Raw genomic sequence first — 24,298 nt, forward strand, 5'->3', positions numbered from 1 at the left:
GCAAAAAGACAGTGTCCACCTCAGGTGGACACTGTCTTTTTGTGTTAGTGGATTTGACTTTGAAATAATGTGTTCCGATTACTAAATTTAGTGACCAGTTTTATTAGGAAAAAATTCCCTAATAATAAAGCAGCGCCTATTATGAAAAGTGTTAATGGACTTAAGAAGAACATTCCACTTGCTTGGCTTATGATGATTCCCACGATTGGTAACACTAGCAGACCGCCGAATTGCTGGGCTTCCTGGAACGTTTTGACTTTGGCCGAAATGAAAACATTTAAGATGATATTAAACAGAACTAATATTGGAATAACCCAAAACATTAATATCATCCAGGTAGTGTTAAAAAATAGAATTACTTTAAAATGCGGATAGGTGATTACATTAACTACAATAAAACTAATAATAAAGGCAGCAAAGGAAATACCTAAGGTTGGAATTAGAGATGCTAAAACCTTACCAAGAAACAAGTCCTTAATTGAAAGAGGTGCAAACAACAATGTCTCTAATGTATTTCTTTCCTTCTCCCCTACAAAACTATTTGATGAAGTTACCATTGAGTTAATAATGGCTACCATTAAGAAAAAAGGTATCATCATCAAGGTTAAGAAAAAATAAACAAATTTGTAGCTAAGAGTCGGTAAAGCAGCAAGTGTATTCCTCATTTCCTCATTTGGAAATTCTTTAATAAATGCATTTATAGGTTTTTCTATTTCCTGTGTAGAGGTTCCAATTAAGTCAAATTGAAGTCCGAAAAAGGCAATACATGATGGTACTAAAATACAAATGATGAGTGCTACAATAATCATGGGAACCCAAACCTTTTTGGAAGAGAAAACTGCTTTCATATCTTTCACTGCAATGGTTAGGATGCTATTTTTATTCAACCTCTTTCCCTCCCCTAATATGAAAATAAAGTGCCTCGAGACTTCTATTGGTTATTTCACAATTATGAATCCAAGATTCACTAAGAATATGAGCTAATAAAGGAGTAATCTCGTCCTTTGAGGAAAGAATAAATTCCAATTGATTGCTTTTTTTTCTCCTGTAGGTATACCCTTTGTAGTTTTGGTTGTTTAGCGGACTAAGGCCCGTTTCTATATCTAACACAACTTTCTTTAAATATTTATCCTCTAATTCCTTCTTTGTTCCTTTTTCAACTATACTTCCCTCATTTAGAAACAAATAAGAATCACAGATTGTTTCGAGCTGATGAAGTACATGAGAGCAGATTAAGATGGTTACCCCTTCTTCCTGATTCACTTTATGTAAATAGCGAATCACCTCATTTATTCCCTCTGGATCTAAACCATTTGTCGGTTCATCTAAAAATAGAATTCTAGGATTATGCAATAATGCCTTTGCAAGTGAGATTCTTTTTTTCATACCCGTTGAAAAACTTCCAACTAATTGGTCCTTAAAGCTCAGCATGTCAAATTGCTCAAGCAAATGTGTGATCCGCTTTTTATCATGTCTACCATATATTTTTGAAAAGAAGACAAGATTATCCCATGCGGTCATATCATGATAAAGACTAGCACTTTCAGTTACAATGCCAACTCTTTTTCTGATTTCATCTCCATATAGCTGTGGGTCAAAATCCATCACCTTCATCGTTCCATTTGCGGCCTCAATGACTCCATTTAATAAACGGATAATTGTGGTCTTTCCAGCCCCATTTGGCCCAAGCAATCCATTTATTGTTCCTTCTTTAATTGTAAAAGAGACTTCCTTTAATATTTCACGATGATTAAATTGTTTGCTAACTTTATTAACCTCTATTATATTTGTCAAAATTTCTCCCCCTATAACCTTCATCCTTCTTTATAACGACTAAGGATGGTAATTCGTTCACAAAAAATTAATCTTTTTTTGTTAGACTAGATATAAACAATAATCATATGTTCTAAAGGTTTTTAACTAATGAGAGCCGAATAGTATGAAAATAAAAATAAAGGAGATTAGAGTACAGATGTCAACTAAAAAAGGAACCATCCTAGTTGTTGAGGATGAAGTAAAGATTGCCAGAGTGTTAGAACTTGAACTTGAATATGAGGGCTATTCTGTGACAAAAGTAATGGATGGTCTTGAAGCACTAGAAAAATACCGCACCGGCAGCTGGGATTTAATCTTATTGGATGTTATGCTGCCCGGACTAAGCGGAATTGAACTTCTTAGGCGAATCAGAAAGAATGACCTCCTTACACCCGTCATTCTCCTAACAGCAAAAAGCTCAGTTGAAGACAAAGTGTCCGGTTTAGACCTAGGGGCGAATGATTATATTACAAAGCCTTTTCAAATTGAAGAACTGTTGGCTAGAATTCGCGCTGCATTAAGAATCAAGCAAGTTGAACAACCTCAGGATGAAGACCCAAACCTATTGCGTTTCGCTGATCTTAGTATTGATCAAAAAACGCGAGAAGTGTTAAGAGCTGGAGAACCTATCGAATTGACTCCAAGAGAATTTGATTTACTAGTCTATCTTATGGATCATAAACGTCAGGTGTTAAGCAGGGATCAAATTTTAGAGGCAGTTTGGGGGTATGACTTTTTTGGCGATACAAATGTAGTGGATGTTTATATCCGATATATTAGAAAAAAAATAGACCTTCCGCATTTACCTTCATTAATTCATACTGTTCGCGGCATTGGTTATGTCATGAAGGATGCCAAATGAAGCTGAGGAATAAAATTAACCTTTATACAGCTTTTTTATTTGCCTTCCTGCTGCTAATCTTAAATATTACCGTATATTATACCTTCAATAAATTACTACTTGATAGCGAGCTTGCAACCGCACATAAGGAGATGGAAAAAATATCCGATAATTTCGGAGAGTCTCTTGGAATAATTCCTGTTGATTCCTTACTTCGATCTTACGTTCCTGTAAATGGCATGATTGAAATTGTGACTGAGGATAACACGAACAAGCCCCCTGCGTTTACGAGTGCAGACGAGCAAAACCTAAGTAAAAGGAAATCAGTATTTTATAAAAGTGAGGTTAGTAATACGACAGAATATGAGGGTCGTCACTATACCTTTGAATCCATGCCCATCATTATGCAAGACGGCAGTGTTGCCAACCTTCAGATAACCAAAAGTATGGAAACATCAACCAAAATTTTGTCTATTCTTCGACTTGTCTTAATCTTAGTTACACTGATAGCGCTGATACCTGTCTTAATATCCAGCAGGTTACTGAGTAACTTTATAACAAAACCGGTCACCTCTATGATTAATACAATGATGGAAATAAGGAAAAGCGGATCCTTTAAGCGACTAACGCTAGAGGCTAAATCAAAGGATGAGCTCTATCAAATGGGTCAAACTTTTAACCATATGATTGATCTTTTAGAAAGGAACTTTGAAAAACAGGAGCAATTTGTTACAAATGCTTCACATGAACTTAAGACACCTTTGACCATTATAGAAAGTTATGCGAGTCTTTTAAAAAGAAGGGGCCTAACGGAGCCAGAGCTATTCGCAGAATCGATTGAAGCCATCCACTCTGAAGCACTCCGTATGCGGGAAATGACCGAGCAGCTTTTGATGTTAGCGAGGCACGATGAACAGTGGAATATCGAGCTTAACCCGGTGAATCTCAACCAATTAATAGACCAAACTGTAAATGCGTTCAAGAACGCCTATAAACGTGAAATTATATTTGAAGCAGTGAATGAGGTTCCCATATTCATTGAAAGTGATGAAAAAAAACTTAAGCAGCTGTTGTTTATTTTCTTAGACAACGGAAGGAAATATAGTGATGAAATCATTTCAGTCGAACTAGGGAAGGAGAATAATGAAATTTATATTAAAATTATGGATCGTGGCATAGGCATCCATGAAAGCGATTTGCCAAAGGTTTTTGATAGGTTCTATCGTGTGGATAAAGCAAGAAGCAGAAAACAAGGCGGTTCTGGTCTTGGATTATCGATTGCCAAGGAAATTGCCGATGCAATTGGAATTGATGTACAACTAGATAGTGCAGCTGGTATTGGGACAACTGCCACCCTTCTTATAAAAAAAGGTGAAAAAATATAGAAATTCTCATCATTTTCTCATCTTTATATAGGAGAATAATTGTATGTAAATAAGGTGGTGAATATAAATGAAAAAGATATCTTGGTTTTGGTTGGCGATTTGCTCAATAATCCTGGTTATTGTTTTTGTCAGCTATCAGCAATTTGGAAAACTTACTCCCTCAGCTGACATGTTAACAGAAGAGGAAGCCGAGAAGCTTGTTAAAGAGCGCTATCACGGAAATATTTCATCAATAAAATTAGCCAATCAACAGTATCATATAGAACTAGAAAAACAAAATCATCTTTATAGTATGATGTTAGATTCCTCTAGCGGTAAAGTTTTATCTTTCACACAAAAGGGTACTACAATTACGTTACCCACACCGTCCGAAACACCTCCTCAACAAGATGAAATCCCATTGGAACCTCCTAAGAGATTGAGTGATAAAGAGGCTGTTGAAATTGCACAGACACAGGTTCAGGGAGAGGTGGATGATATCTGGCTTGAAACTGAAAATAACCAAACCTATTACTTTATAAAGATAGAAACAAACGATGATCGTGAAGCAACCGTTAATATACATGCTATTACAGGTGAAGTAATTTCGGTCGCCTGGGATGACCATGAAAATAAACAGAAGGAAAATAATGATGACGATGATTGATACAGAGGAACTACTATCTTTCTCATTAAATTCTAATGTTTCTATCCCTTTCCTCTCATTTTTACTGGATATACTGAAAGTGTAGAAAGGTAATAACAAAAAGGAGGAAGACAAAATGAGAAATAAAGTATTAATTGGCGTTGTTTCATCTTTACTTGTCTTAGGAGGAGCAATTGCGGTAGGTGCATCTAAAAATGATAACCCTCAAGATAATTTGGTTCAGGTAGATGATAAAAATTCAGTTATTCATCTTGGTACACAAAAACTGCCTGAGATTAAACCAGGTCAGGAAATTGAGCTAGAAACAGAGCATGGGCAAACATTTTATAAAGTAGAAAATGATGATGATGATGACGACAATAATTCTTCAACTTCCCAATCATCAAACACTTCCACAATATCCATTGAAGAAGCAGCAAAAATTGCTACCAATGAAGTTAACGGCAAAATAACCGAGGTTGAAAAGGAAATGGAACATGGCAGACTTGAATATAAATTTGAGATTCAATCGGACCGAGGAGAAGTTGATATTCGAGTAGACGCTGAATCAGGAAAAATCACAAGAGTAAAGTTTGATGATGACAGTAGAGATGATCGATATGATGACGACGATGATAATGATGATGATGACAAGGGCAGGGGCAGTGATGACAGCGGAATTGATGGGTAAATATTAACAGGACAATCGACAAGTCGATTGTCCTTTTTTAAGTCCATATATGTAATTTACACCTATTGGTAATAATTAGAAAAGAAATTATATATAATATGTTAATTACTACAATATCCCTGTTTACACTATCCGAATTATGGCCAAAAAGATTATTATGTTAAACCATAGGAGGTAGTTTATTTGGGTGAGTTATTCTCTGGAATACCGTATTTACGCTTGGGTGCTGGTGAACCTTTAGTTCTTATTCATGGTCTAGGAGAAATAAAGGAAGGCTGGTCTAACCAGTTTGAGTTTGCAGAGGAGTATGACCTGATTATCCCAGATTTACGGGGACATGGAGAGTATATTACAAATGAGGAAATTTCCATATCAAACTTTGCACGTGATGTTATTTCCTTGTTAAGGGGGCTAGGGATTGAAAGCGCCCACATTTGCGGGTTATCCATGGGAGGAATGGTCGCACAAGAAATCTATCGTCAGGCACCAAAAATGTGCCGGTCCCTCATGCTCGTAAGTACATTCCATGTTGCACCTAAACATCTTGGAGGGTTATTTTTAAAAATTAGAAAGTTGCAGGTGAAATGCCGAACAATCGAGGAGCAAAAAAATATTGCAGCTCGCGTTTGCCTATACTCATGGTCTGAGAAAAATTTCGAGGATTTCCATAAATTTTATCAGCCTAATCAAGAATTTTATCTACCCTCAGCGAAAGCCTGTTTGGAAGTAAATAATTTATGCTTGCTTTCAAGAATAAACGTTCCAACGTTAATTATTGGCGGCCAATATGACACAATCACACCTGTTTGGATACAATTATTAATGCATAAACAAATTAGACATTCTGAATTTGTTATTTTTAGAAATACAGGTCATATCGCCAAGCTTGAGGCAAAAGAAGCGTTTAATGAGGTTCTGTGGAACTTTTTACACAAACATAAAAAAGCAAGTTAAGGGAAGGCATCCCCTTCCCTTTCTCTCTTAAACATTATATAATCTTGTACTCACCTTTAGTACAAATTTAAAGCGGATTCGAACGAACTGAAGCCCATTCATCGACAACTACTGCGAACAAACCAGTTAAAGCTAAGGAAATATGCCCTGCTTCAACCAACTTGTAAGTCTTATCTTTGCTCGAAACTAAATCCATAATCGGCAAGCTTTGTGGTTCCAAAACTAAATTATCCTTTGTTGAGGAAATAACAAACAAATTTGATTTAATATTATTCAAATCTGCATACTTATTTCCTATCATTAATTCTCCCTTTACAAGCTTGTTCTCTTTAAAAAGGTCATTTGTTAATTGCCGGAATGCTTCACCAGCAAACGAAACGTGGTCTGTTGTCCATTTATTCATTCTACGCCATTTATCAACATAAAGCTGATCATCCGCTCGGTTTAACAACATGGTATAGTGACTGAAATAAATGGGGGCTGATACTGCCCGGAACATTGCTTCCACATAAGAAGATGGAATAACACCATAAACATCCACTAAACGGTCGACATTAATATCTCCATTTCTGAGACCCTCCGCCCATTTATCCGGACCTGCCAACGTACTGAAATCAATTGGAACAGTAGCAACAATCAAGTTTTTAATGGGTTCTTCAGCAATCGAAGCGTATATAGCAGCAATTGTCCCACCTAGGCAATAACCGACAAGGGTTATCTCCTGTGCACCAGAATGGCGAATAGCACGCTTAACTGATGTTCTTAAATACTTTTGAATGTATGTATCTAGACCAATATTCTTATCTTCATAACCTGGTGTACCCCAGTCCAGTAAATACACATCATATCCTCGGTTTGTAAGACCCTCTATTACACTTGCCTTTGGGGCGATATCAAGTATATACGGTTTGTTAAACAAAGAATAAACGAAAAACAAAGGAATTTCATACTTTTTTTGTTTTGCCGGGTAATGCCATAAAACTGATTTATTTTTTCTCCAAACCTCTGTCTTAGGAGTATGTCCAATCTTCGGTTCCGGCTCATTTAATACTTGGAAAAGGTGCTTCCACCGTTTCATTTCTTTCTCATAATCCAACGGTGGAAATAAATCCGTAAAAGGTGCATCTACTGTCACGTCTTTAACCCCCTTTCTTAATTATTTTGTTGAATCAGCACCTGTTAAGACGGGTTCTTTTGGAGTGTCCTTTTCTACGTGACCTTTAAGTATCTCTACTTCATCTTTTAGATTATTTAATTTATTTAGCTCGAACTTTATCTCTTGTAGTTCACTTTGTAAATCCTTGGAATCTGCTAGTTCCTTTTTCGTTTTCACTAACTCTGTTTTTAGTTGTTTGGTTAATTTTATGATTTCTTTGGAAACCTCAACAACCGTTTCAATTTCCTTGCTTTGTGTCTTCAATGTATCCTGTAAGCCCCAAATTTGTTCCTCTAGGGTTTCAATTTTTCCCTCGGTTTGAATGGTTAAAGAAGCTATATTAGCCAAGTCATTTCTTGTTGGAATATTGAGAGCACCTGCTAGTGCCTCTTGATTCTTTTTAAACATTTCAAGGTAACGGGAGTTCGCCTCTGTCCCTGTATTTGCCATTTTGACAAATTCATTGTTATTTGACAAAAGAAAAATAAAATCATTTATCTGTTTCTCCATAATTTCACTGTACCTTTTGAAAGAATCAAATGGGTCATTCGGTTTTTTTGTCGACATCTTGGTCACCTCAATAAAATTATGATTTATTTGAATCCGTCGTATTCTTCATATATTGCTGAAAGGGTAAAAATGCAGACTTAACCTGATTTTCAAAAAGATTCACAAATACTTTTTGATTTTCATATAAAACATTGGTCGTACTCTTAACACCTTCAATATATTTCTCTCTGCCTTTCTTTCTAAAAGAAATATATTGTTGGACACTGTCTAAGTACTTATCAAGCGCTTCGCCATTCGTTAAAGCACGAATTGGTGTAGATAATAGAGAAGTAGTTTTATTCTGAATGTCATCAACAACTTGGTTAATCTGTTCATACGATTTAATAGGGAAAAAATGTTGAATGGCAGTCGTAGTCATGAGTAATTCCTCACGAGCATACTTTTCCCAGTCAAGAAGCTCTTTCCTAAATTGCGCTGTAATTGCTTCACTATTTTCCTGATTTCTCTTTATACTCTCAACATAATGCTTAGTAGCATTTAAGAATAAATCATCATGATGGTTTAAGCGACCTGCCCATTCATCCACTTCTTCAAAGGCAGCTTTCCACATTAATTCAAAACTTGAAAGCTGATTATCCTGACTAGATTGATTTTCCACCACTGATTCATTTCTAATAGACATATTCTTTCTCCTCCAAATGTTTAGTCATTAAATAGCATTCTCAAATCTTCTAAATCCGTCTTTAATGTTTTAATTCTGTTAGCTTTTAAGTCCTTCACTTCATTTTCAATTAAACAAAGCAAGTCACATAAGGATTTATTAAGCTTCTTCAACTCGGAATTGTCCTTTTTCAAACCCCTGATTAACATAAAAAGAGTGTCTTCAAGATGATCAATCTTTTCCTCACAATCTACTTTTTTCTGTGCTAGATTAGCAAAATCATCTTTCAGTGGAATATCAAATAAAGCTAACCAATTGTTAATCACCTCTTGTTGAATGACAACATGATCTAAGTGGTTTTCGATTGCTTTTCCTATAGCATGTGTAAAGGTTAGACAATTGGTATACGCATGAATCCGCTTATTACACTCTTTTTCTAGGTCTTTGTAAAAAGATACAGAATCCTGATGTCTTGATGCCATAAATGCCCCTTTATCTATCCGGTTAGTATGTAAGAAACTGTTTATTCCTTGTTTATTAATATTATAGCAATTTGTATTAGCTATTTACTAGGTCATTTTTCGACTTTTCTATTTAATCAAAATAATAATACTCTCGTATATGCGCTCCGACACCATTTGATGAATCTTTAAGTTCTTTAGTTTTATTAATAATCATATAAATGGCAATATCTAGTAAAAAAGGAGTTGTTTATTATGCCTATAACGAAGGCAAATGGAATTGATTTATATTATGAAGTCCATGGTGAAGGTGAACCATTGCTATTAATCATGGGGTTATCACTTACTTCTAAATCGTGGTTTCGAACAATCCCAGCTTTAAGTGAACAATATAAATTAATAGTATTTGATAATCGCGGCGTTGGATTGAGCGGGAAACCCAATTCTCCTTATTCTATTGAATTAATGGCCGAGGATGCCAGAGCCGTTCTTGATGCAGCCGGGGTAGAGTCTGCTCATGTATATGGAATTTCAATGGGGGGCATGATTGCTCAAAGACTTGCATTGAAATACCCTGAGCGAATTAAGTCCCTCATCCTCGGCTGTACGACATCAGGTGGGGCAAAACACATTCAACCTAGTGCTGATGTTTCCATGCTGATGCTGTCAAGAGCCTCTTCTACTGCCACACCGGAAGAAATGGCTTGGGCAACTGCACCAATCCTATACAGTCAATCTTTCATTGAAAACCACAGAGACCTAGTCGCTGAGGATATTCAAAAAAGAATCGAGATACCTGTCCTTCCATTTGCCTATATGCTGCAGCTTCAAGCGTGTCTTGCTCATGACACCTACAGTGAAATTGATGAAATAAAAGTACCTGTTTTGGTGATTCATGGCGATGCAGATAAATTAGTCCCATATGAAAATGGATTAACTCTAGCAGAAAAAATACCAAATGCCGAATTCCTTACTATTAATGGTGCAGGTCATATTTATGTAACTGAAGCGAATGATTTAGTAAATAATCGAGTGCTTGAGTTTTTAAAAAATCAATAAATCATAAAGAATGCCCAACTAAAACTGGGCATTCTTTTATTATTAAACCATATTCTGGTAGATTACTTAATTACTAAATCAATTATTTTATAGGCAATGAAAAACGCAGCTAAGGAAAAAACAGCCTCCTTTATTCCGAATATGTAAATGGAGCTGCTAAATATAAAAAAGTTAATAAACATAACAATTTGTCCAATCGAAAAAGGGGTTCGTTTACTTAAAAGTATTGCCAAAACCTCCGTACCATCTAAGGAACCACCATAACGAATGACTATCCCTACACCCAATCCTAAAATCACTCCTCCTATGGCGATTACTAGAAATGGATTATTTGTGACAGAAGGTAATGGTTCCAGAACATGAGTACCTATTGAAAGTATAGAAATAGCAAAAAGACTTAGAATTAAAAATCTTTTTCCGAGGTAAGAATAACCTAAAAAGAAAAAGGGAGTATTTAGTAGTAAAAGAGACAAGCCAATCTCAATACTCGAAATGTGCGAGAGAATGATACTTACACCTACGATACCACCATCAATTACTTTATTTTCTATTAAAAACAGCTGCAATGAAATGGCAACGAGTGAAGCACCACAGAAGATATATAATAACCTTTTATAGATAGATATATAGGCAAATCTTAGATAACTTAGATAATAATTTTCTCTCCTCTTATACATATTCCGCCCCTTTTTTTTCAATTATCTCTCCATAGTATGGTTTATTATATTCCTCTTCATCAGAAAAATACCCGGCCAATTGGTCAGGTATTCCACTAGAAATAATGAAAAGCTATTCGTCAAAACCTTCCTGATCTAAAGATAGAGTATAAAAGTAGCAGGAACATCATTGTTGCAATACCAAAACCTATTTCTATTACTGGCAGTTTGTCTAACAGGATAGATGTTTGTCCTGATAAGGAAGCACCAATAATGACTCCTACCAAAATAATACTAAAGGACAGCAATATAATACTAAACGAAAGTCTATTACTTATACGATTAAGTTTATGAAGGACTGGCTCCATTTCAGGAGTGGTTATTTCAATCTTCATTTTTCCTTTTTTCATAACGGCGGTAAAATCTTTTATCGTTTTTGGGAATTCTTGAAGGATATCCCCATATTCTGTGAAATTTGACCATGCATATTCTGCCATGTTTTTCGGCTTAAAGCGATCTATTAGTAATTGCTTTCCAAATGGTTCGGCTACTGCTAGAATACTTATTTCGTGGTTAAGCTTTTCAACGGTCCCCTCTAATGTCAGCAAGGTTTTTCCTAATATCGTTAAATCTGTCGGTATCATTATTTTATGGCGGTATGCTACAGCAAAGAGTTCGTTAACAGCATTTCCAATACTCATCTGACTAAATGGAACGTCTAGATATTTTTCCCTTAGCTTATCTACATCTGAATGTAACTGTTTTACATTTACTTCATCTGGTACAAGCCCCATGTTCGTGAGTGCCCTTACTACTTCTGAAGTGTTTTTCCGCATTAATGCAATGACAAACGAAGCAATGTGAGCTCTCATTTCGGGAGTTATTCGACCCACCATACCAAAATCCATGAATGCAACCACTTGGCCGGGCAGAGCAACAATATTTCCTGGATGAGGATCTCCATGAAAAAATCCATCGATTAGGATTTGATGAAAAATAGCATTTACTATTTTCTCACCTAATACTTTTGTGTCGTGTCCCTCTTGTTGAAGCTTTTCAATCTCATTTAGTTTAATCCCATCAATAAATTCCATCGTTAGTATCTTTTTTGTACTATATTCCCAAAATACCTTAGGTATACGGACCTTGGAATCATTCATAAATTGTTTAGCAATCTTTTCGGCGTTTCTACCTTCGTTTTCATAATCTAATTCTTCTCGAAGCGACCTTGATAATTCTTCTATAATCGTCCGAATTTGATACCTTTCAACCCAATCAATCCTACTTTCCGCTAACCTGGCTAGATCCTGCAGGATTTCTAAATCTGTATCAATTACACGCATAATATTGGGTCGTTGAATTTTAACAGCAACAGGCTCTCCTGTTAGCAAAACTGCATGATGGACTTGCCCAATTGATGCCGCAGCTAATGGTATCTCACTAAATTCTGCAAATGAATTTTCGAGAGAGTCTGCCAATTCCTCTTCTACTATTCTTCTCACTTCATTAAAAGAAAAAAGAGAAACATTGTCCTGAAGCTTTACCAGTTCTTGAAGAATATCAGCCGGAATAATATCAGGTCTAGTACTGGCAATTTGGCCAATTTTCACAAATGTTGGTCCAAGTTCCTCTAGAAACATTCGAATTCGTTCTCCCGTTGTCCTGCTATTCCGTGATTGGTTTCCTTCAACAAATACTCTCTTTGGAACAGCTAACAAATCAAGCAGTCCTAACTCTTTCATAACAAATCCAAAGCCATACTTAGTAAAAGCATAAACGATATCTCGATAACGGTTAATATGGCGGATTTTTTTCTTAATCATTCTATCCACTCCTGTTGGGAGTATTTTAATTAATATTTCCTCGAATCAAGATTCTCACTTTTACGAAGGATTTACAAGTGTATTATCGCATTGTTCGATTAATCAACAAAAAGACGTATCTATATCAGATACGTCCTTGTCACCTCTATTATTTTTTTAACATATTAAAAACCTGCTCCACATCTTTGTCACCACGACCTGACAGATTGACAATCAAGACATCATCTTTCGATAATTCCTTTGCTAATTTTATAGCATACGCAACAGCGTGAGAGCTCTCTAATGCTGGGATAATCCCCTCGGTTTTACTTAGCAGCAGAAATGCCTCTAATGCTTCCTGCCCTGTAACCGTAACATATTCGGCTCTTCCGCTTGTTTTCAATTGACTATGCTCTGGACCAACTCCTGGATAATCTAATCCGGCTGCAATAGAAAAGGTTGGCTGTGGATTACCATCTTCGTCTAATAACGTCAAACATTTAAAACCATGAATGACTGCAGGGGTTCCTTTTGTTAAGGTTGCTGCTTCTTCGGGCTCCACGCCAATTAAGCGTACATATTTTTCATCAATATAATGGGCGAAGGCACCAATCGCATTACTGCCGCCTCCTGTACAGGCAATAACCGCAGTTGGCAGCCTTCCCTCTTTTTCAATGATTTGGCGCTTTGATTCTTCACTAATAATACTTTGAAAATGTTTAACCATAGATGGGTATGGATGTGGCCCAACAGCTGAACCCAATAAATAAAAGGTAGTTTGGTAGTTTTGCACTAAGTCAGCCAATGCTTCATCCACGGCATCCTTTAAACGGCCCTGCCCTTTCTCGACTGGAATAACTTTTGCTCCTAATAGTTCCATTCTAAAGACGTTTAGGGCTTGACGCTCGGTGTCGAGTTTCCCCATATAGATAATACATTCCATTCCGAACATGGCACATGCAGTTGCTGTTGCAACACCATGCTGGCCTGCACCCGTTTCAGCAATAATTCGTTTTGCACCCATTCTTTTGGCCAATAATATTTGACCGATTGCATTATTTATCTTATGAGCACCAGTATGGTTTAAATCTTCTCGTTTTAGATAGATTTTTGCTCCGCCTATTTGTTTTGTTAAATTTTCTGCATATGTCAGCGGATTTTCACGGCCAACATATTCCTTGAGGTAATAGTTGAATTCCTCGATGAAATCCGGATCATCTTTATATTTTATAAATTGTCCTTCCAACTCGTTCAGTACAAGCTGAAGCTCATCAGGAACAAAACTACCTCCAAACTCACCAAAATAGCCTCTACTTTCTACACTAACTTTTTCCATACTCAGCTCGTCTCCCTGCTACTATTATTTTACTTGAAATTATTATAGTATATGTTTACTGAATATTCAAATAAAATATTTATTCATATCTTAATGATTCAATAGGATCTAATTTTTTCCTAGTGCTTTTATTGTCGAAGGGTTTCTATAATATTTGATTTTTACTAATCCTATAATAGTCTATAAGGACTACAAGAAAATAGTCTATAAAGCTTGAATTTTATAATAGTTAAAAGGGGGAAAAAGAATGGCTAAAGTTATCGTAATTTATGACCAGCCGAAGGATCAAGAAGGATTTGAACAGTATTATTACAATGTACATATCCCATTAGTACAAAAAATGCCTTATCTAAAAGGGGCAGAAGTTCATCGTGTGTTACAGTCCCAAAACACGAATGATCAACTATTTTTATTTGCTGAACTACAATTTGATAGTCAAGAAACATTGGGCCAAGCGATGTCGTCACCGGAAGGGATAGAAGTACAAGGGGACGTTAAAAATCTAATGCCATTCTTGAGTAAGCCGCCAGTTATTTCGATTGTAGAATAAGTCAACACCTATTCAAAAGAACCCTAACATTCATTACATGTTAGGGTTCTTTTTATTTAAAATACTCTTTCAGTCCTTTGAAAATGAATTACTTTTAACAACGTGATAAGATTAATACTGACTGAAAGGAGAGATATTCATGAAAATAGTTGTCCTTGTTGGCAGTAATCGAAAAGAATCTTTTAACAAGAAATTAGCTGAATACATGCAAAAACGCTATCAAATGACCGCAGAGATTGAAATTTTACCTATTGAAAAGCTCCCGATGTATAACCAAGATGATGAGCTGACACCGCCAGAAATCGTAACGGAGATCAAGAAAAAGGTAGCTGAAAGTGACGGTGTTTTATTTGTTACACCTGAGTACAACCACTCTATTCCTGCCTTTTTAAAAAATGCAATTGATTGGTTTTCCCGTGTTGATAAAGTAATGGTGAACAAACCTGTTATGATTGTCGGTAGTTCCCCAGGAGTATTAGGAACCGCCCGTGCACAAATGCATTTACGACAGATATTAAATTCTCCTGGAATTTCTGCATTAACACTACCAGGAAATGAAGTATTTATTGGAGCTGTTCATGAAAAGCTCGACGATACTGGAAAACTTGTTCATGAGCCAACTGTTCAGTTTATTGATACCGTGATGGATAACTACATAAAGTGGATAAACAAACAAAGCCTTTAAATCCAAAAAACGCATGGAGAAAGTAATCCATGCGTTTTAATAATTTTTTAATTCATTCCATTGTTTTTCAAAATTTACAAATGGATCTGCTTCTTCTTTAACTACAGAGTGTTTGCTGGAATTCCAGTTTTTATAAACTAGATAAAGAACGTAAGCAGCAACTACACCGATAATGGCAGGTGCATTAGCGATAGAAACCAATAGAAAAATAACCCCGAAAATACCAAGTGCAATTTTCCATCCGGTTGATTCTGCTTTTAAAAATTGTTTGTAGATGAAATATAAAACTGCCAGACTTATTAATAACCCCACCATCGGGCCAATTGTAGAAAGTAAGATGATGGCTGCAATTCCTCCTGCTAAACATAAACCAAATTTTTTCATTTTGTTTTCCTCCTTTGCTTTCTTGATATCATCTTACCTTTTTTCAGTGTTTCACATAATTGAGCCTGAGCTTGATTTTCGAATAGGGCTAGAGACGTAGAAAGGGTCAGCCCCAAAGGAGACAAACTACAAATTTATCGTTTAATAATATTTGTTACTATAGAATGTTTGTTTTTTATTCAAAATTAAGCTAAAAATACCTTTACCCTATAAGGTATAATGAAACCATCTGCCACTGAAAGGAGGAACCCACCCTTTGCAGAAGATACGACTTCTCATGCTCAGTAAAGGTGAAATTATTGAGGCCCAACAATTAGGTGCTTTTGGGGAGAACTAGCCAATATTATAAAGCATTAATTCCAAGGTGGTTATAAAATGAATCGAGTCTCACACTTATTAGTAATATTACTAGTAGTAGTCCTTACTGCATGTGGTATTAGTTCCGAAGGATATAGAAATGTATCATCAGAAGAAGCAAAGCAACTCATCGACAACAAGGAAGTAGTTGTGCTAGATGTTAGAACCCCTGAAGAGTATCAAGAAGGGCACATCCCTAATGCAATATTGCTACCACTACAAGAATTAGAAAATAAATTGAACGATTTAGATAAAGAAGAAACCTATATAGTGGTATGCCGCAGCGGAAATCGCTCAACTCAAGCTAGTGAAATATTAATAAATAATAAATTTACAAATATTAATAACATGACCGGCGGTATGAATAACTGGTCATATGAAGTTGAAAATTAAATATATGAGAGATAAGTAAAAGAACCCAGCAATTAATGATGGGTTCTTTCTTTCTAAACTAATTCATAACGATTTTGATGTGTTGATAGGCACTTTTATATCATTCAAATTTATACCTTTAGCACGACAAATTGTCCGCCACCGAATAAGGACTTGGTATAATCAATCTTTGCACTATTGAAATAAACCTTATCTCTTTCATTTACTAAAAACTTGATACCACTTTCTTCTGTGATTTCATCACTTTCTAAAGCTGACTCTTCCAGAGCCAGACGTAACTGAGGGCCTCCTCAACCAATGCCCATTGATAAACGAATAAGGGGCTTATTATCCTCATTCATTAGGTCTTGTATTTCTTCCGTTATCGCAACTATTGCAGCATGTGTAATTTTAACCATTGTATTACCTCCATAACCATAACAAATAAACCGCCATCTATTATTTTTATATTAAGAAATAAACTTATAAAATATCCATCCAAATTTTTATTGCTGTTGCTAAAATTAATAGCGCTAATACCACTTGTAATATCTTGGTGTTTATCTTCTTTCCAGCCATTGCACCCAATGGTGAGGCAATTAAGCTGGCAACAATCATAATGGCGGAAGGTAAATATTCTACTTGTCCCGTGGTGATTTTTCCTACAGTGGCACCGATTGAAGATAAAAACGTAATCGCCAATGAAGAAGCAATCGTCATACGTGTAGGTATTTTTAATACGACTAGCATGATAGGAACTAATAAAAATGCTCCTGCCGCACCAACTATTCCAGAACCAATTCCAACAATTAATGCTAGCGATGCTGCCAGCCATTTATTAAACTTCACTTGATCTAGCGGGATATCGTCAATTCCTTTTTTCGGAACAAACATCATGACAGCTGCAATAAGTGCCAAAATACCATAAACTAAGTTAATACCACCTTCTGTCATTACCCTTGAACCATAGCCGCCGACAAAACTACCAATTAAGATACTTGCTCCCATATACCCAATAAGCTTTTTATTTAAATAGCCACCTTTTCGGTATGCCCAAACACCACCGATTGTCGCAAAAAACACCTGAACAGCGCTTATTCCTGATACTTCATGGGCACTAAATGCAGCTAAACCAAATAAAGGTGGAATATATAAAAGCATCGGATATTTAATAATAGAACCGCCTATTCCTAACATTCCAGATATATATGAACCAATAAAACCTATTAAGAAAATAGTAATAATAAAGCCAATATCCATGGTACTGCCTCCCCCTTAAGAAAAGGGAACCCAATCTGGTTCCCTAATTCTTAGCCTTTTTTAATCCAAAACTTTAAAACATCATTCTCCACTTCGTGGCTAATTAACTCGTGCCCGCCTGATTTTGCCCATGCTGCAAGGTCATTTTTTGCTCCCTTATCCGTCGCATGGATTTCTAACACTTGACCACTTTCTAATTCATTCATTGCCTTTTTTGTCTTTACAATCGGCATCGGACATGCCAAACCTTTCGCATCTAAAATCTTATTTGCTTCCATTTCTTTTACCTCCTAGTTATTGTTGTTTTTATCGAACTGCACAGCGATTTGGTCCAATTTCCATTTCACGTTGCTTTTCTTCATCAGGATTTAGTTTTCCCATATTCGTTTCACGAATTTCTTGATACGCATTTGGTTGTGGTGGTAAATTTTCCGTCACCAATTTTCTAAACTCATTTTCGTCTTCAATGTTCAAGCCGTGGTTCTTAGCATACAGTGTTCCTAATTTTTCCGATACACTTCCATCTTCATTCAATTCTTCAATGATCATAAAGTGAGCAGGAAGGACGATTAAATCCTCTGATAATTCTCTATAGCGTTTATAAAGACTTTCTCTCAAATCCCCTACCCAATCCTGGGCCAAGCCGGCTAAATCAGGTCTACCGATTGAATCAATAAACAAGATATCTCCAGATAGTAAAAACCTTTCATCCACAATAAATGAAGTAGACCCAATTGTATGACCTGGAGAATATAGGGCATGAATATTGATTTTCACGTTACCGATTTCTACGTCATTACCGTCCTCTAATGGCTGATAAGAAAAAGTTACTTCTGTTGCATCCTTTGGAGGCAGCCAATAAGTTGCGCCTGTTTTTTCTGCAATGTTTCTTCCACCTGAAATGTGGTCCGCATGTAAGTGTGTGTCAAAGACATGAGTAATTTTTGCACCAATACTATCAGCAAATTCAAGATAAATGTCTGTCATACGAGTGGCATCAATAACAGCTGCATCTCCGTTCGAAACAACCATGTAAGATAAACATCCTTTACCAATACGTACAAATTGATAAATTTCGCCACCATCTTTCAAATCACCGACTTTTACAGGCTCTAAATGCTCACTCCAAGCTTTCATACCACCCTTAAGGTAAGAAACAGTAAGCCCTTCATCAGAAAGCATTTCTGCCACCATAATAGATGATCCTTCCTTCGCACATACCACCAAAACTTCCTTATCAGAAGGAATCTTATCCATAATACCTTCAACACCATCTAGCAATTCAAAATAAGGGATGTTAAAATAATCGAAGTTTTCTCCTTCAATTTTCCAATCCTGAAAATCACTTTCATTTCGAACATCCAGAATAAACAATTCTTCCTTATCAAATACTTTCTTCGTTACATCTTTTGAAGTCATTACATTTACAGTCATTTATTTACCCCCTATGGTATATTTTCAATTAAAAAAATTTGATTAACTAAAATGTCAAAGTAATATCAGCATCTTTAGCAAAATCTAAAAAAGTAACTGCGCCGCCTACTTCTATTCCATCAACAAATGCTTCTTTTTCAAGTCCCATAACATCCATTGTCATTTGGCAGCCTATGAATTTAACACCCATTTCTAGCGCCATTTCAGCTAATTCTGGAATGGTTGGAACATTTGCGTTTGCAAAACCTTCGGCAAAATGTTCTTTCCCTTCCGGCATTGGAAGTTGTTTGTTTGCATTTTTATGAATTAAATTTAAACCTTCAAATGTAAAGAATATCGCTACTTCTTGGTCAGTTGCAGCAGCTGCAGTTGCAATATTAAACACTTTATATGCATCAAATAGTCCACCATTACTTGCGATAATTGCTACTTTCTTATTCATCAGAATTCCCCCTAATTATTTAGACTTGTAGTTTTTCCGGACCACTTACTCATTCCAGGCAGAATGTTAATTACTTTAGTAAATCCCTTTTCTGCTAGCTTTTGTGCTGCAAGGTCACTACGGTTTCCTGTTCGGCAAACAACATAAATTTCTTTTTCTTTATCTAATTCGCCTAATCGTTGCTCTAGTTCTCCTAAAGGAATAGAAATAGAATTAGTTATGTGATTAAACGCATATTCTGCTGTTTCCCTAACATCAAGAACCACAATATTTTCTCTTGCTTCCAGTTTCTTTTCGAGTTCGTCATTATTCATAACATTGGGATGTTTTCTTTCAATGGATTCATCACCAGATGACTTCCTTATATAATGCTTTAATACATCGCCTTCCTCTAACGTGCCCAAATATTGATGACCTGTACTGTCAGACCATGCTTTTAAGTCAGCTTTAGACCCTTTATCTGTTGCTTGCACTTCCAATACTTGACCAGCCTCAATTCCAACCATTGCCTTCTTGGTTTTGACAATTGGCATTGGACATGCTAATCCCTTTGCGTCTAAAATTACGTTTGCTTTCATGCTATTCATTTAATATCCTCCTCTTTTATACCCATACGGGTATTTAAACTATCAAAAAAATTTATTCTACTTTACCTTCCCAGGACATCATTCCACCTGTCATATTAATTACATTAAACCCTTGATACTCAAGAAATTGCGTTGCTTGAGCACTTCTGCCACCTGAACGGCAAACCATAATATATTCTTTTGATTTATCTAATTCATGCATACGGAACTCCAATAATCCTAACCGAATGTTTATAGCACCAGGTATCTTTCCTCCCGCTACCTCATCTACTTCACGAACATCAATGATATCTAATTTTTTTCCTTCATTTAATAATTGTTCAACTTCCTTAGTTGTGATTGTTTTCATATTAATATCCTCCTCTTTTCGCTTTTATTAAGACCAAGCGTTCATGCCGCCCTTAACGTTGGTTATTTTTGTATAGCCTAATTTTTTTAATAGCTTACTTGCCTGACCGCTTCTCATACCGCTTTGACAAATAACAATTACTTCTTTGTCTTTTGAAAGTTCTTTCTCCGCTTTTTGTGCAAGTAAATTAAGTGGAATATTCTTAAATTCTTTAATGTGTTTTCCTTTATATTCTCCAGGCGTTCTTACATCTATAAATAATTTATTTTTATCCTTGAGTTCATTTTTTAACTCCGCGGTTGATATATTTCGTACACCTTTAGTAGGCATGAATCGATAACCAATAAATAATATAAAGAGTGCAATTAATAGGTAATTTATATATTCCAAGTTTATTCCCTCCTATAGTTTGGGGGATAATATTCCCCCAATATTAATTAAATGAACAGATTAACATTACCATCTTCAGCTTCTGCTAAATATGCTGCAACTCCTGCATATTCAATATTATCTAAAAGCTCTTCTTTTTGAAGACCTAGTAAATCCATCGTCATGGTACATGCGATTAATTTTACATCCTGCTCTTGAGCCATCTCGATTAGTTGAGGAAGAGGAAGTGCATTGTGTTTCTTCATTACCTTCTTTATTAACTTAGGTCCAAAACCTGCAAAGTTCATTCTTGATAGACCCATGTTATCAGCGCCTCTTGGCATCATTTTTGCAAACATTTTCTCCAAAAACCCTTTTTCAACAGCAATAGTTTCATCTTTTCGTAACGCATTTAGACCCCAGAAAGTGTGAAAGATTGTTACTTCATGATCATAGGCTGCTGCACCATTTGCAATAATATAAGCTGCCATTGCTTTATCATAATCACCGCTCAATAAGACGATCGTTGTTTTTTTCGTTTCAGTCATTTTTTATAACCTCCTATATAATAATTACCTATATGGGTATTTATTTCAACAAAAAAATAATCTTTTTTACCTTTACCCCTATGGGTATAATGATAATAAAAATAAAAGAGGGTGTCAACCCTTTTTTATCTACTTTTAACTAATAGGTCTACTGCTTCTTTAATTAATTCTTCTGCACTTCTTTCTTGCGTTTCCTCTGCTTTTTTAACACACTCAACTAAATTCGAACTTACAATTACCCCTATTGTTCGATCAATTGCTGTTCTAGCAGCTGATAACTGAGTAATAACATCTTTACAATCCTTATCTTCTTCCATTAAACGAAGGATTCCTCTAAGCTGCCCTTCGATACGTTTCACCCTATTTTTTATTTGATCATTATAGTCCATAACTTTTACCTCCTAACAGTGAACTTTTACTTCTAAATGGCTTTCCTCTAATTTATTACCTACAAATGAATATCCAACAACTCGATATCCCTTCTGTCTTAAAACACGGGCTCCAACATTTTTTTCAAGTAAACTTGATACAACTAAATGTAAATCTATATGTGGAATCTCATTGATATTCCTTTTAAGATAACCTAAAGGAATATTCATAGAACCTTCTATTGGATTCTTGTAAGAATCATTATAGTCTCTTATATCAAGAATTTTCACTTTAGACAAATCAAGTTCTCCTAATTGATAATATTTTACACCCAGAACTGGGAAATATCTGTTATATATTATAACTAGTATTACTATTGATGCTAATATTAAATATATCATTTTAGCCTCCCACAAAGAAACAAATTTCAATGACATGTTCTATATTATACCCCTATAGGTATAATGTCAACTGTTAATAAAAAAGTTTTTCGAATAAAAGACCGCTGTTACCAGCGGCCAATAAGTAATACAAAGATTCATTAATATAACAACCATAATAAATACCAATGTATTTAACCTTCATATACTATTGTTTAATACATTAATCAGCCTATCTTCAATATCTTTAGCAAATAATTTCATTTTCTCATCGTTTAGTAAGCTAAATAGCGCAGTTGGTTTTGACATTCCTATTTTCGTTTTTCCTTCATGTTCATATACCACGATTTTACAGGGTAAGAAATATCCTGCCATTTCATTCTGATTCAATACCCTTTGGGCCTCATCAGGATTACAAACTTCAAGCACTTTAAATTCCTTTGAAAACTCTAGCCCTTTTTCTTGCAATTTTTCTTTGATATCAAACATCCATAAAACTCCAAACTTTTCTTGTTTTAAACTTTCTTCTAGATTATGTATGGCTTCATCAATAGTTTTATTAGTTATAACAGTATAATCGAACAACATTTTATTCTTCCCTTCTATATATAGAATTAGCTTACTATTCAAAAGGAAAGGTAACTGTGACAGCTACCTCTCACAATTGTTAAGCCATATTTAATCCATCTATCTGACAGCGCAGCGATTTGGGCCAATTTCCATTTCCCGTTGCTGTTCCTCATCAGGAGTGATTTTCCCCATATTTGTTTCCCGTATTTCTTGATAGGAATTTGGTTGTGGTGGTAAGTTTTCAGTAACCGTTCTTCTAAATTCATTTTCATCCTGGATATTTAATCCATGATTTTTTTGATATAGCTCACCAAGCTTATCAGAAATACTTCCATCTTCATTCATTTCATTAATCCCCATATAATGAGCTGGCAGTACCAATAAATCATCTGCTAATTCTTTGTAACGGTTATATAATGTGTATCTTAAATCCCCTACCCAATCTTCTGCCTTTCCTGCCAAGTCTGGGCGACCAATGGAATCAATAAATAGGATATCTCCTGTTAACAAATATTGTTCATCAATTACAAATGAGGTACTTCCGATTGTGTGCCCAGGTGAATAGACTGCTTTAATGGTTGTTTTGCCTACTTTATATTCGTCACCATCATGTATTTGTTGATAACTAAAGGTTACTTCAGCAGCATCTCTTGGAGGAAGGAAATAAGATGCCCCCAATTTTTCCGCCAATACTCTTCCACCGGAGATGTGGTCCGCATGTAAATGAGTATCCAGTACATGCGTTAATTTAATATTTTTCTCTTTAATAAGTGTTTCGTAAGGTTCGAGCATACGATTGGTATCAATCATGGCACCTTCGCCATTGGATTCTATGAGGTAGGATAGACAGCCTTTCCCAATACGGACAAATTGGTAAATAGCTCCCCCATTTTTCAATACACCAATCTTTATAGGCTCTAAATGTTCACTCCAAGCCTTCATACCACCTTCAACGGAATAAACATCTGTAAATCCTTCTTCAGCAATTTGTTGAGCAACGAACTCTGAGGAACCACCTTTTGCACATATTACATAGATTTCTTTATTCTTTGGCAACCTTTCTAAAATCGAGTCTACTCCTTCTAATAAATCAAAGTATGGTGTATTAATGATTTGAATATTTTTCCCTTCGATTTTCCAATCGTCAAAATCGTCCGTATTTCGAGCATCAAGGATGAAGAGATCTTCATGATTTAGAACCTTCCTAGCCAATTCCTTAACCGTTATGGTTTTAATAGCTATTGCTGTCTCCAAGCCTTTTCCCTCCTTTGTTGAAAAAGTCTTTAGTTGTTAAAAGGTTAAGGTTACGTCTGCTTCTTTAGCAAATGTTAAAAATGTAACAGCTCCTCCAACATCTATTCCTTCGATAAAATGTTCTTTTTCTAAGCTCATAACATCCATAGTCATTTGACAGGCAATCATTTTGACACCCATTTCACTTGCCATACCCACTAATTCTTCCACAGGAGGCACATTAGCCTTTTTAAACCCTTCTTGAAAATGTTCTGTACCTGCAGGCATAGGCAAATTTTTATGTGCTTCTTTATGAATAAGGTTTAATCCCTCAAAAGTAAAAAATATTCCCACTTCTGCATCCGTGGCTGCCGCCGCTGTTGCAATATTGAAGACTTTATAGGCATCGAACATTCCGCCATTCGCGGCAATAATTGCTACTCTCATGATTTTAACC

32 protein-coding genes are annotated in these 24,298 nt (G+C 35.7%); 9 read left to right on the top strand and 23 right to left on the bottom strand.

The genetic code is table 11. The features are described 5' to 3' along the window. Nucleotides 1-44: 44 nt before the first annotated feature. Nucleotides 45-887, bottom strand: coding sequence for an ABC transporter permease subunit (locus M3189_RS02340; RefSeq protein WP_251631508.1), 843 nt, complete (start codon nt 885-887; stop codon nt 45-47). Beyond that, nucleotides 880-1,794, bottom strand: coding sequence for an ABC transporter ATP-binding protein (locus M3189_RS02345; protein WP_251631510.1), 915 nt, complete (start codon nt 1,792-1,794; stop codon nt 880-882). Before M3189_RS02345 ends, M3189_RS02340 begins: the two co-directional genes overlap by 8 nt. Before the next feature lie 178 nt (nt 1,795-1,972). On the opposite strand from M3189_RS02345, the gene M3189_RS02350 reads away from it, so the two are divergent. The 5 genes from M3189_RS02350 to M3189_RS02370 all read left to right on the top strand — a co-directional run bounded on the left by M3189_RS02350 (nt 1,973) and on the right by M3189_RS02370 (nt 6,311). Beyond that, nucleotides 1,973-2,677 (top strand): response regulator transcription factor, encoded by a 705-nt coding sequence (locus M3189_RS02350; RefSeq protein WP_251631512.1) that lies wholly within the window; start codon nt 1,973-1,975, stop codon nt 2,675-2,677. After that, on the top strand, nt 2,674-4,041 hold the full coding sequence (locus M3189_RS02355; RefSeq protein ID WP_251631514.1) for a sensor histidine kinase: 1,368 nt from the start codon (nt 2,674-2,676) through the stop codon (nt 4,039-4,041). Before M3189_RS02350 ends, M3189_RS02355 begins: the two co-directional genes overlap by 4 nt. Before the next feature lie 67 nt (nt 4,042-4,108). Further along, nucleotides 4,109-4,687: a PepSY domain-containing protein gene (locus M3189_RS02360; RefSeq protein WP_251631516.1), complete on the top strand. Its 579-nt coding sequence runs from the start codon at nt 4,109-4,111 to the stop codon at nt 4,685-4,687. A gap of 115 nt (nt 4,688-4,802) precedes the next feature. Further along, on the top strand, nt 4,803-5,357 hold the full coding sequence (locus M3189_RS02365) for a PepSY domain-containing protein (RefSeq protein WP_251631518.1): 555 nt from the start codon (nt 4,803-4,805) through the stop codon (nt 5,355-5,357). Between the two features lie 183 nt (nt 5,358-5,540). Then, on the top strand, nt 5,541-6,311 hold the full coding sequence (locus tag M3189_RS02370; protein ID WP_251631526.1) for an alpha/beta fold hydrolase: 771 nt from the start codon (nt 5,541-5,543) through the stop codon (nt 6,309-6,311). 67 nt (nt 6,312-6,378) lie between these two features. Here the strand turns inward: M3189_RS02370 and M3189_RS02375 are convergent, their stop codons facing one another. Genes M3189_RS02375 through M3189_RS02390 form a run of 4 tightly spaced genes read right to left on the bottom strand, consistent with a single transcriptional unit; the run spans nt 6,379 to nt 9,120 of the window. Next, a complete protein-coding gene (locus M3189_RS02375; RefSeq protein ID WP_251631528.1) occupies nt 6,379-7,446 on the bottom strand; it encodes an alpha/beta fold hydrolase in 1,068 nt (355 codons plus the stop codon). Nucleotides 7,447-7,467: 21 nt separating this feature from the next. Next, nucleotides 7,468-8,034, bottom strand: a complete 567-nt coding sequence (locus M3189_RS02380) for a polyhydroxyalkanoate biosynthesis repressor PhaR (protein ID WP_251631529.1) — start codon at nt 8,032-8,034, stop codon at nt 7,468-7,470. A gap of 19 nt (nt 8,035-8,053) precedes the next feature. Then, entirely contained in the window at nt 8,054-8,659 is a 606-nt protein-coding gene (locus M3189_RS02385) for a hypothetical protein (protein WP_251631530.1), read from the bottom strand. Nucleotides 8,660-8,679: 20 nt separating this feature from the next. After that, nucleotides 8,680-9,120, bottom strand: a complete 441-nt coding sequence (locus M3189_RS02390) for a hypothetical protein (RefSeq protein ID WP_251631532.1) — start codon at nt 9,118-9,120, stop codon at nt 8,680-8,682. A 234-nt stretch (nt 9,121-9,354) separates the two neighbouring features. Between M3189_RS02390 and M3189_RS02395 the strand changes: the two genes are divergently transcribed. Then, complete coding sequence (locus M3189_RS02395) at nt 9,355-10,158, top strand: alpha/beta fold hydrolase (RefSeq protein ID WP_251631534.1); 804 nt, start codon at nt 9,355-9,357, stop codon at nt 10,156-10,158. Between the two features lie 62 nt (nt 10,159-10,220). Here the strand turns inward: M3189_RS02395 and M3189_RS02400 are convergent, their stop codons facing one another. The 3 genes from M3189_RS02400 to trpB all read right to left on the bottom strand — a co-directional run bounded on the left by M3189_RS02400 (nt 10,221) and on the right by trpB (nt 13,952). Further along, nucleotides 10,221-10,835: a YitT family protein gene (locus M3189_RS02400; protein WP_251631537.1), complete on the bottom strand. Its 615-nt coding sequence runs from the start codon at nt 10,833-10,835 to the stop codon at nt 10,221-10,223. Between the two features lie 119 nt (nt 10,836-10,954). Beyond that, complete coding sequence (locus tag M3189_RS02405) at nt 10,955-12,637, bottom strand: ABC1 kinase family protein (protein ID WP_251631539.1); 1,683 nt, start codon at nt 12,635-12,637, stop codon at nt 10,955-10,957. A 148-nt stretch (nt 12,638-12,785) separates the two neighbouring features. Further along, nucleotides 12,786-13,952, bottom strand: coding sequence for a tryptophan synthase subunit beta (gene trpB / locus M3189_RS02410; RefSeq protein ID WP_251631541.1), 1,167 nt, complete (start codon nt 13,950-13,952; stop codon nt 12,786-12,788). Nucleotides 13,953-14,199: 247 nt separating this feature from the next. Between trpB and M3189_RS02415 the strand changes: the two genes are divergently transcribed. Further along, complete coding sequence (locus M3189_RS02415; RefSeq protein ID WP_251631543.1) at nt 14,200-14,502, top strand: EthD family reductase; 303 nt, start codon at nt 14,200-14,202, stop codon at nt 14,500-14,502. Between the two features lie 139 nt (nt 14,503-14,641). Continuing rightward, nucleotides 14,642-15,187 carry an NADPH-dependent FMN reductase gene (locus tag M3189_RS02420; protein ID WP_251631545.1) on the top strand — a complete coding sequence of 182 codons (546 nt, stop codon included), beginning with the start codon at nt 14,642-14,644 and terminating at the stop codon, nt 15,185-15,187. Nucleotides 15,188-15,223: 36 nt separating this feature from the next. On the opposite strand, the gene M3189_RS02425 is transcribed toward M3189_RS02420, so the two are convergent. Beyond that, nucleotides 15,224-15,571, bottom strand: a complete 348-nt coding sequence (locus M3189_RS02425; RefSeq protein WP_251631554.1) for a flagellar basal body rod protein — start codon at nt 15,569-15,571, stop codon at nt 15,224-15,226. Nucleotides 15,572-15,946: 375 nt separating this feature from the next. Here M3189_RS02425 and M3189_RS02430 point away from each other — a divergent pair, with 375 nt between their 5' ends. Then, nucleotides 15,947-16,321, top strand: coding sequence for a rhodanese-like domain-containing protein (locus M3189_RS02430; protein WP_251631556.1), 375 nt, complete (start codon nt 15,947-15,949; stop codon nt 16,319-16,321). A 462-nt stretch (nt 16,322-16,783) separates the two neighbouring features. On the opposite strand, the gene M3189_RS02435 is transcribed toward M3189_RS02430, so the two are convergent. From M3189_RS02435 to M3189_RS02495, 13 genes are all read right to left on the bottom strand, one after another. Next, complete coding sequence (locus tag M3189_RS02435) at nt 16,784-17,560, bottom strand: sulfite exporter TauE/SafE family protein (protein ID WP_251631558.1); 777 nt, start codon at nt 17,558-17,560, stop codon at nt 16,784-16,786. Between the two features lie 50 nt (nt 17,561-17,610). Next, complete coding sequence (locus tag M3189_RS02440; RefSeq protein WP_251631560.1) at nt 17,611-17,838, bottom strand: sulfurtransferase TusA family protein; 228 nt, start codon at nt 17,836-17,838, stop codon at nt 17,611-17,613. 28 nt (nt 17,839-17,866) lie between these two features. Then, a complete protein-coding gene (locus tag M3189_RS02445; RefSeq protein ID WP_251631562.1) occupies nt 17,867-18,994 on the bottom strand; it encodes an MBL fold metallo-hydrolase in 1,128 nt (375 codons plus the stop codon). Between the two features lie 46 nt (nt 18,995-19,040). Continuing rightward, nucleotides 19,041-19,436 carry a DsrE/DsrF/DrsH-like family protein gene (locus tag M3189_RS02450; protein ID WP_251631564.1) on the bottom strand — a complete coding sequence of 132 codons (396 nt, stop codon included), beginning with the start codon at nt 19,434-19,436 and terminating at the stop codon, nt 19,041-19,043. A gap of 11 nt (nt 19,437-19,447) precedes the next feature. Beyond that, complete coding sequence (locus tag M3189_RS02455) at nt 19,448-20,023, bottom strand: sulfurtransferase TusA family protein (protein WP_251631566.1); 576 nt, start codon at nt 20,021-20,023, stop codon at nt 19,448-19,450. A gap of 52 nt (nt 20,024-20,075) precedes the next feature. Continuing rightward, nucleotides 20,076-20,372: a rhodanese-like domain-containing protein gene (locus M3189_RS02460; RefSeq protein ID WP_251631568.1), complete on the bottom strand. Its 297-nt coding sequence runs from the start codon at nt 20,370-20,372 to the stop codon at nt 20,076-20,078. 27 nt (nt 20,373-20,399) lie between these two features. After that, nucleotides 20,400-20,762: a rhodanese-like domain-containing protein gene (locus M3189_RS02465; RefSeq protein WP_251631570.1), complete on the bottom strand. Its 363-nt coding sequence runs from the start codon at nt 20,760-20,762 to the stop codon at nt 20,400-20,402. A 47-nt stretch (nt 20,763-20,809) separates the two neighbouring features. Beyond that, entirely contained in the window at nt 20,810-21,289 is a 480-nt protein-coding gene (locus M3189_RS02470) for a DsrE/DsrF/DrsH-like family protein (protein WP_251631571.1), read from the bottom strand. A gap of 125 nt (nt 21,290-21,414) precedes the next feature. Further along, nucleotides 21,415-21,678: a metal-sensitive transcriptional regulator gene (locus M3189_RS02475; RefSeq protein WP_251631574.1), complete on the bottom strand. Its 264-nt coding sequence runs from the start codon at nt 21,676-21,678 to the stop codon at nt 21,415-21,417. A gap of 12 nt (nt 21,679-21,690) precedes the next feature. Further along, nucleotides 21,691-22,059 carry a hypothetical protein gene (locus M3189_RS02480; protein ID WP_251631577.1) on the bottom strand — a complete coding sequence of 123 codons (369 nt, stop codon included), beginning with the start codon at nt 22,057-22,059 and terminating at the stop codon, nt 21,691-21,693. 180 nt (nt 22,060-22,239) lie between these two features. Then, nucleotides 22,240-22,623, bottom strand: coding sequence for a DUF302 domain-containing protein (locus tag M3189_RS02485; protein WP_251632076.1), 384 nt, complete (start codon nt 22,621-22,623; stop codon nt 22,240-22,242). A gap of 102 nt (nt 22,624-22,725) precedes the next feature. Further along, complete coding sequence (locus tag M3189_RS02490) at nt 22,726-23,850, bottom strand: MBL fold metallo-hydrolase (protein WP_435368052.1); 1,125 nt, start codon at nt 23,848-23,850, stop codon at nt 22,726-22,728. 48 nt (nt 23,851-23,898) lie between these two features. Further along, nucleotides 23,899-24,288 carry a DsrE/DsrF/DrsH-like family protein gene (locus tag M3189_RS02495; RefSeq protein WP_251631581.1) on the bottom strand — a complete coding sequence of 130 codons (390 nt, stop codon included), beginning with the start codon at nt 24,286-24,288 and terminating at the stop codon, nt 23,899-23,901. Nucleotides 24,289-24,298: the final 10 nt, after the last annotated feature.

Source organism: Neobacillus niacini (assembly GCF_023715415.1).
GTDB classification, from domain to species: Bacteria; Bacillota; Bacilli; order Bacillales; family Cytobacillaceae; genus Neobacillus; species Neobacillus niacini_C.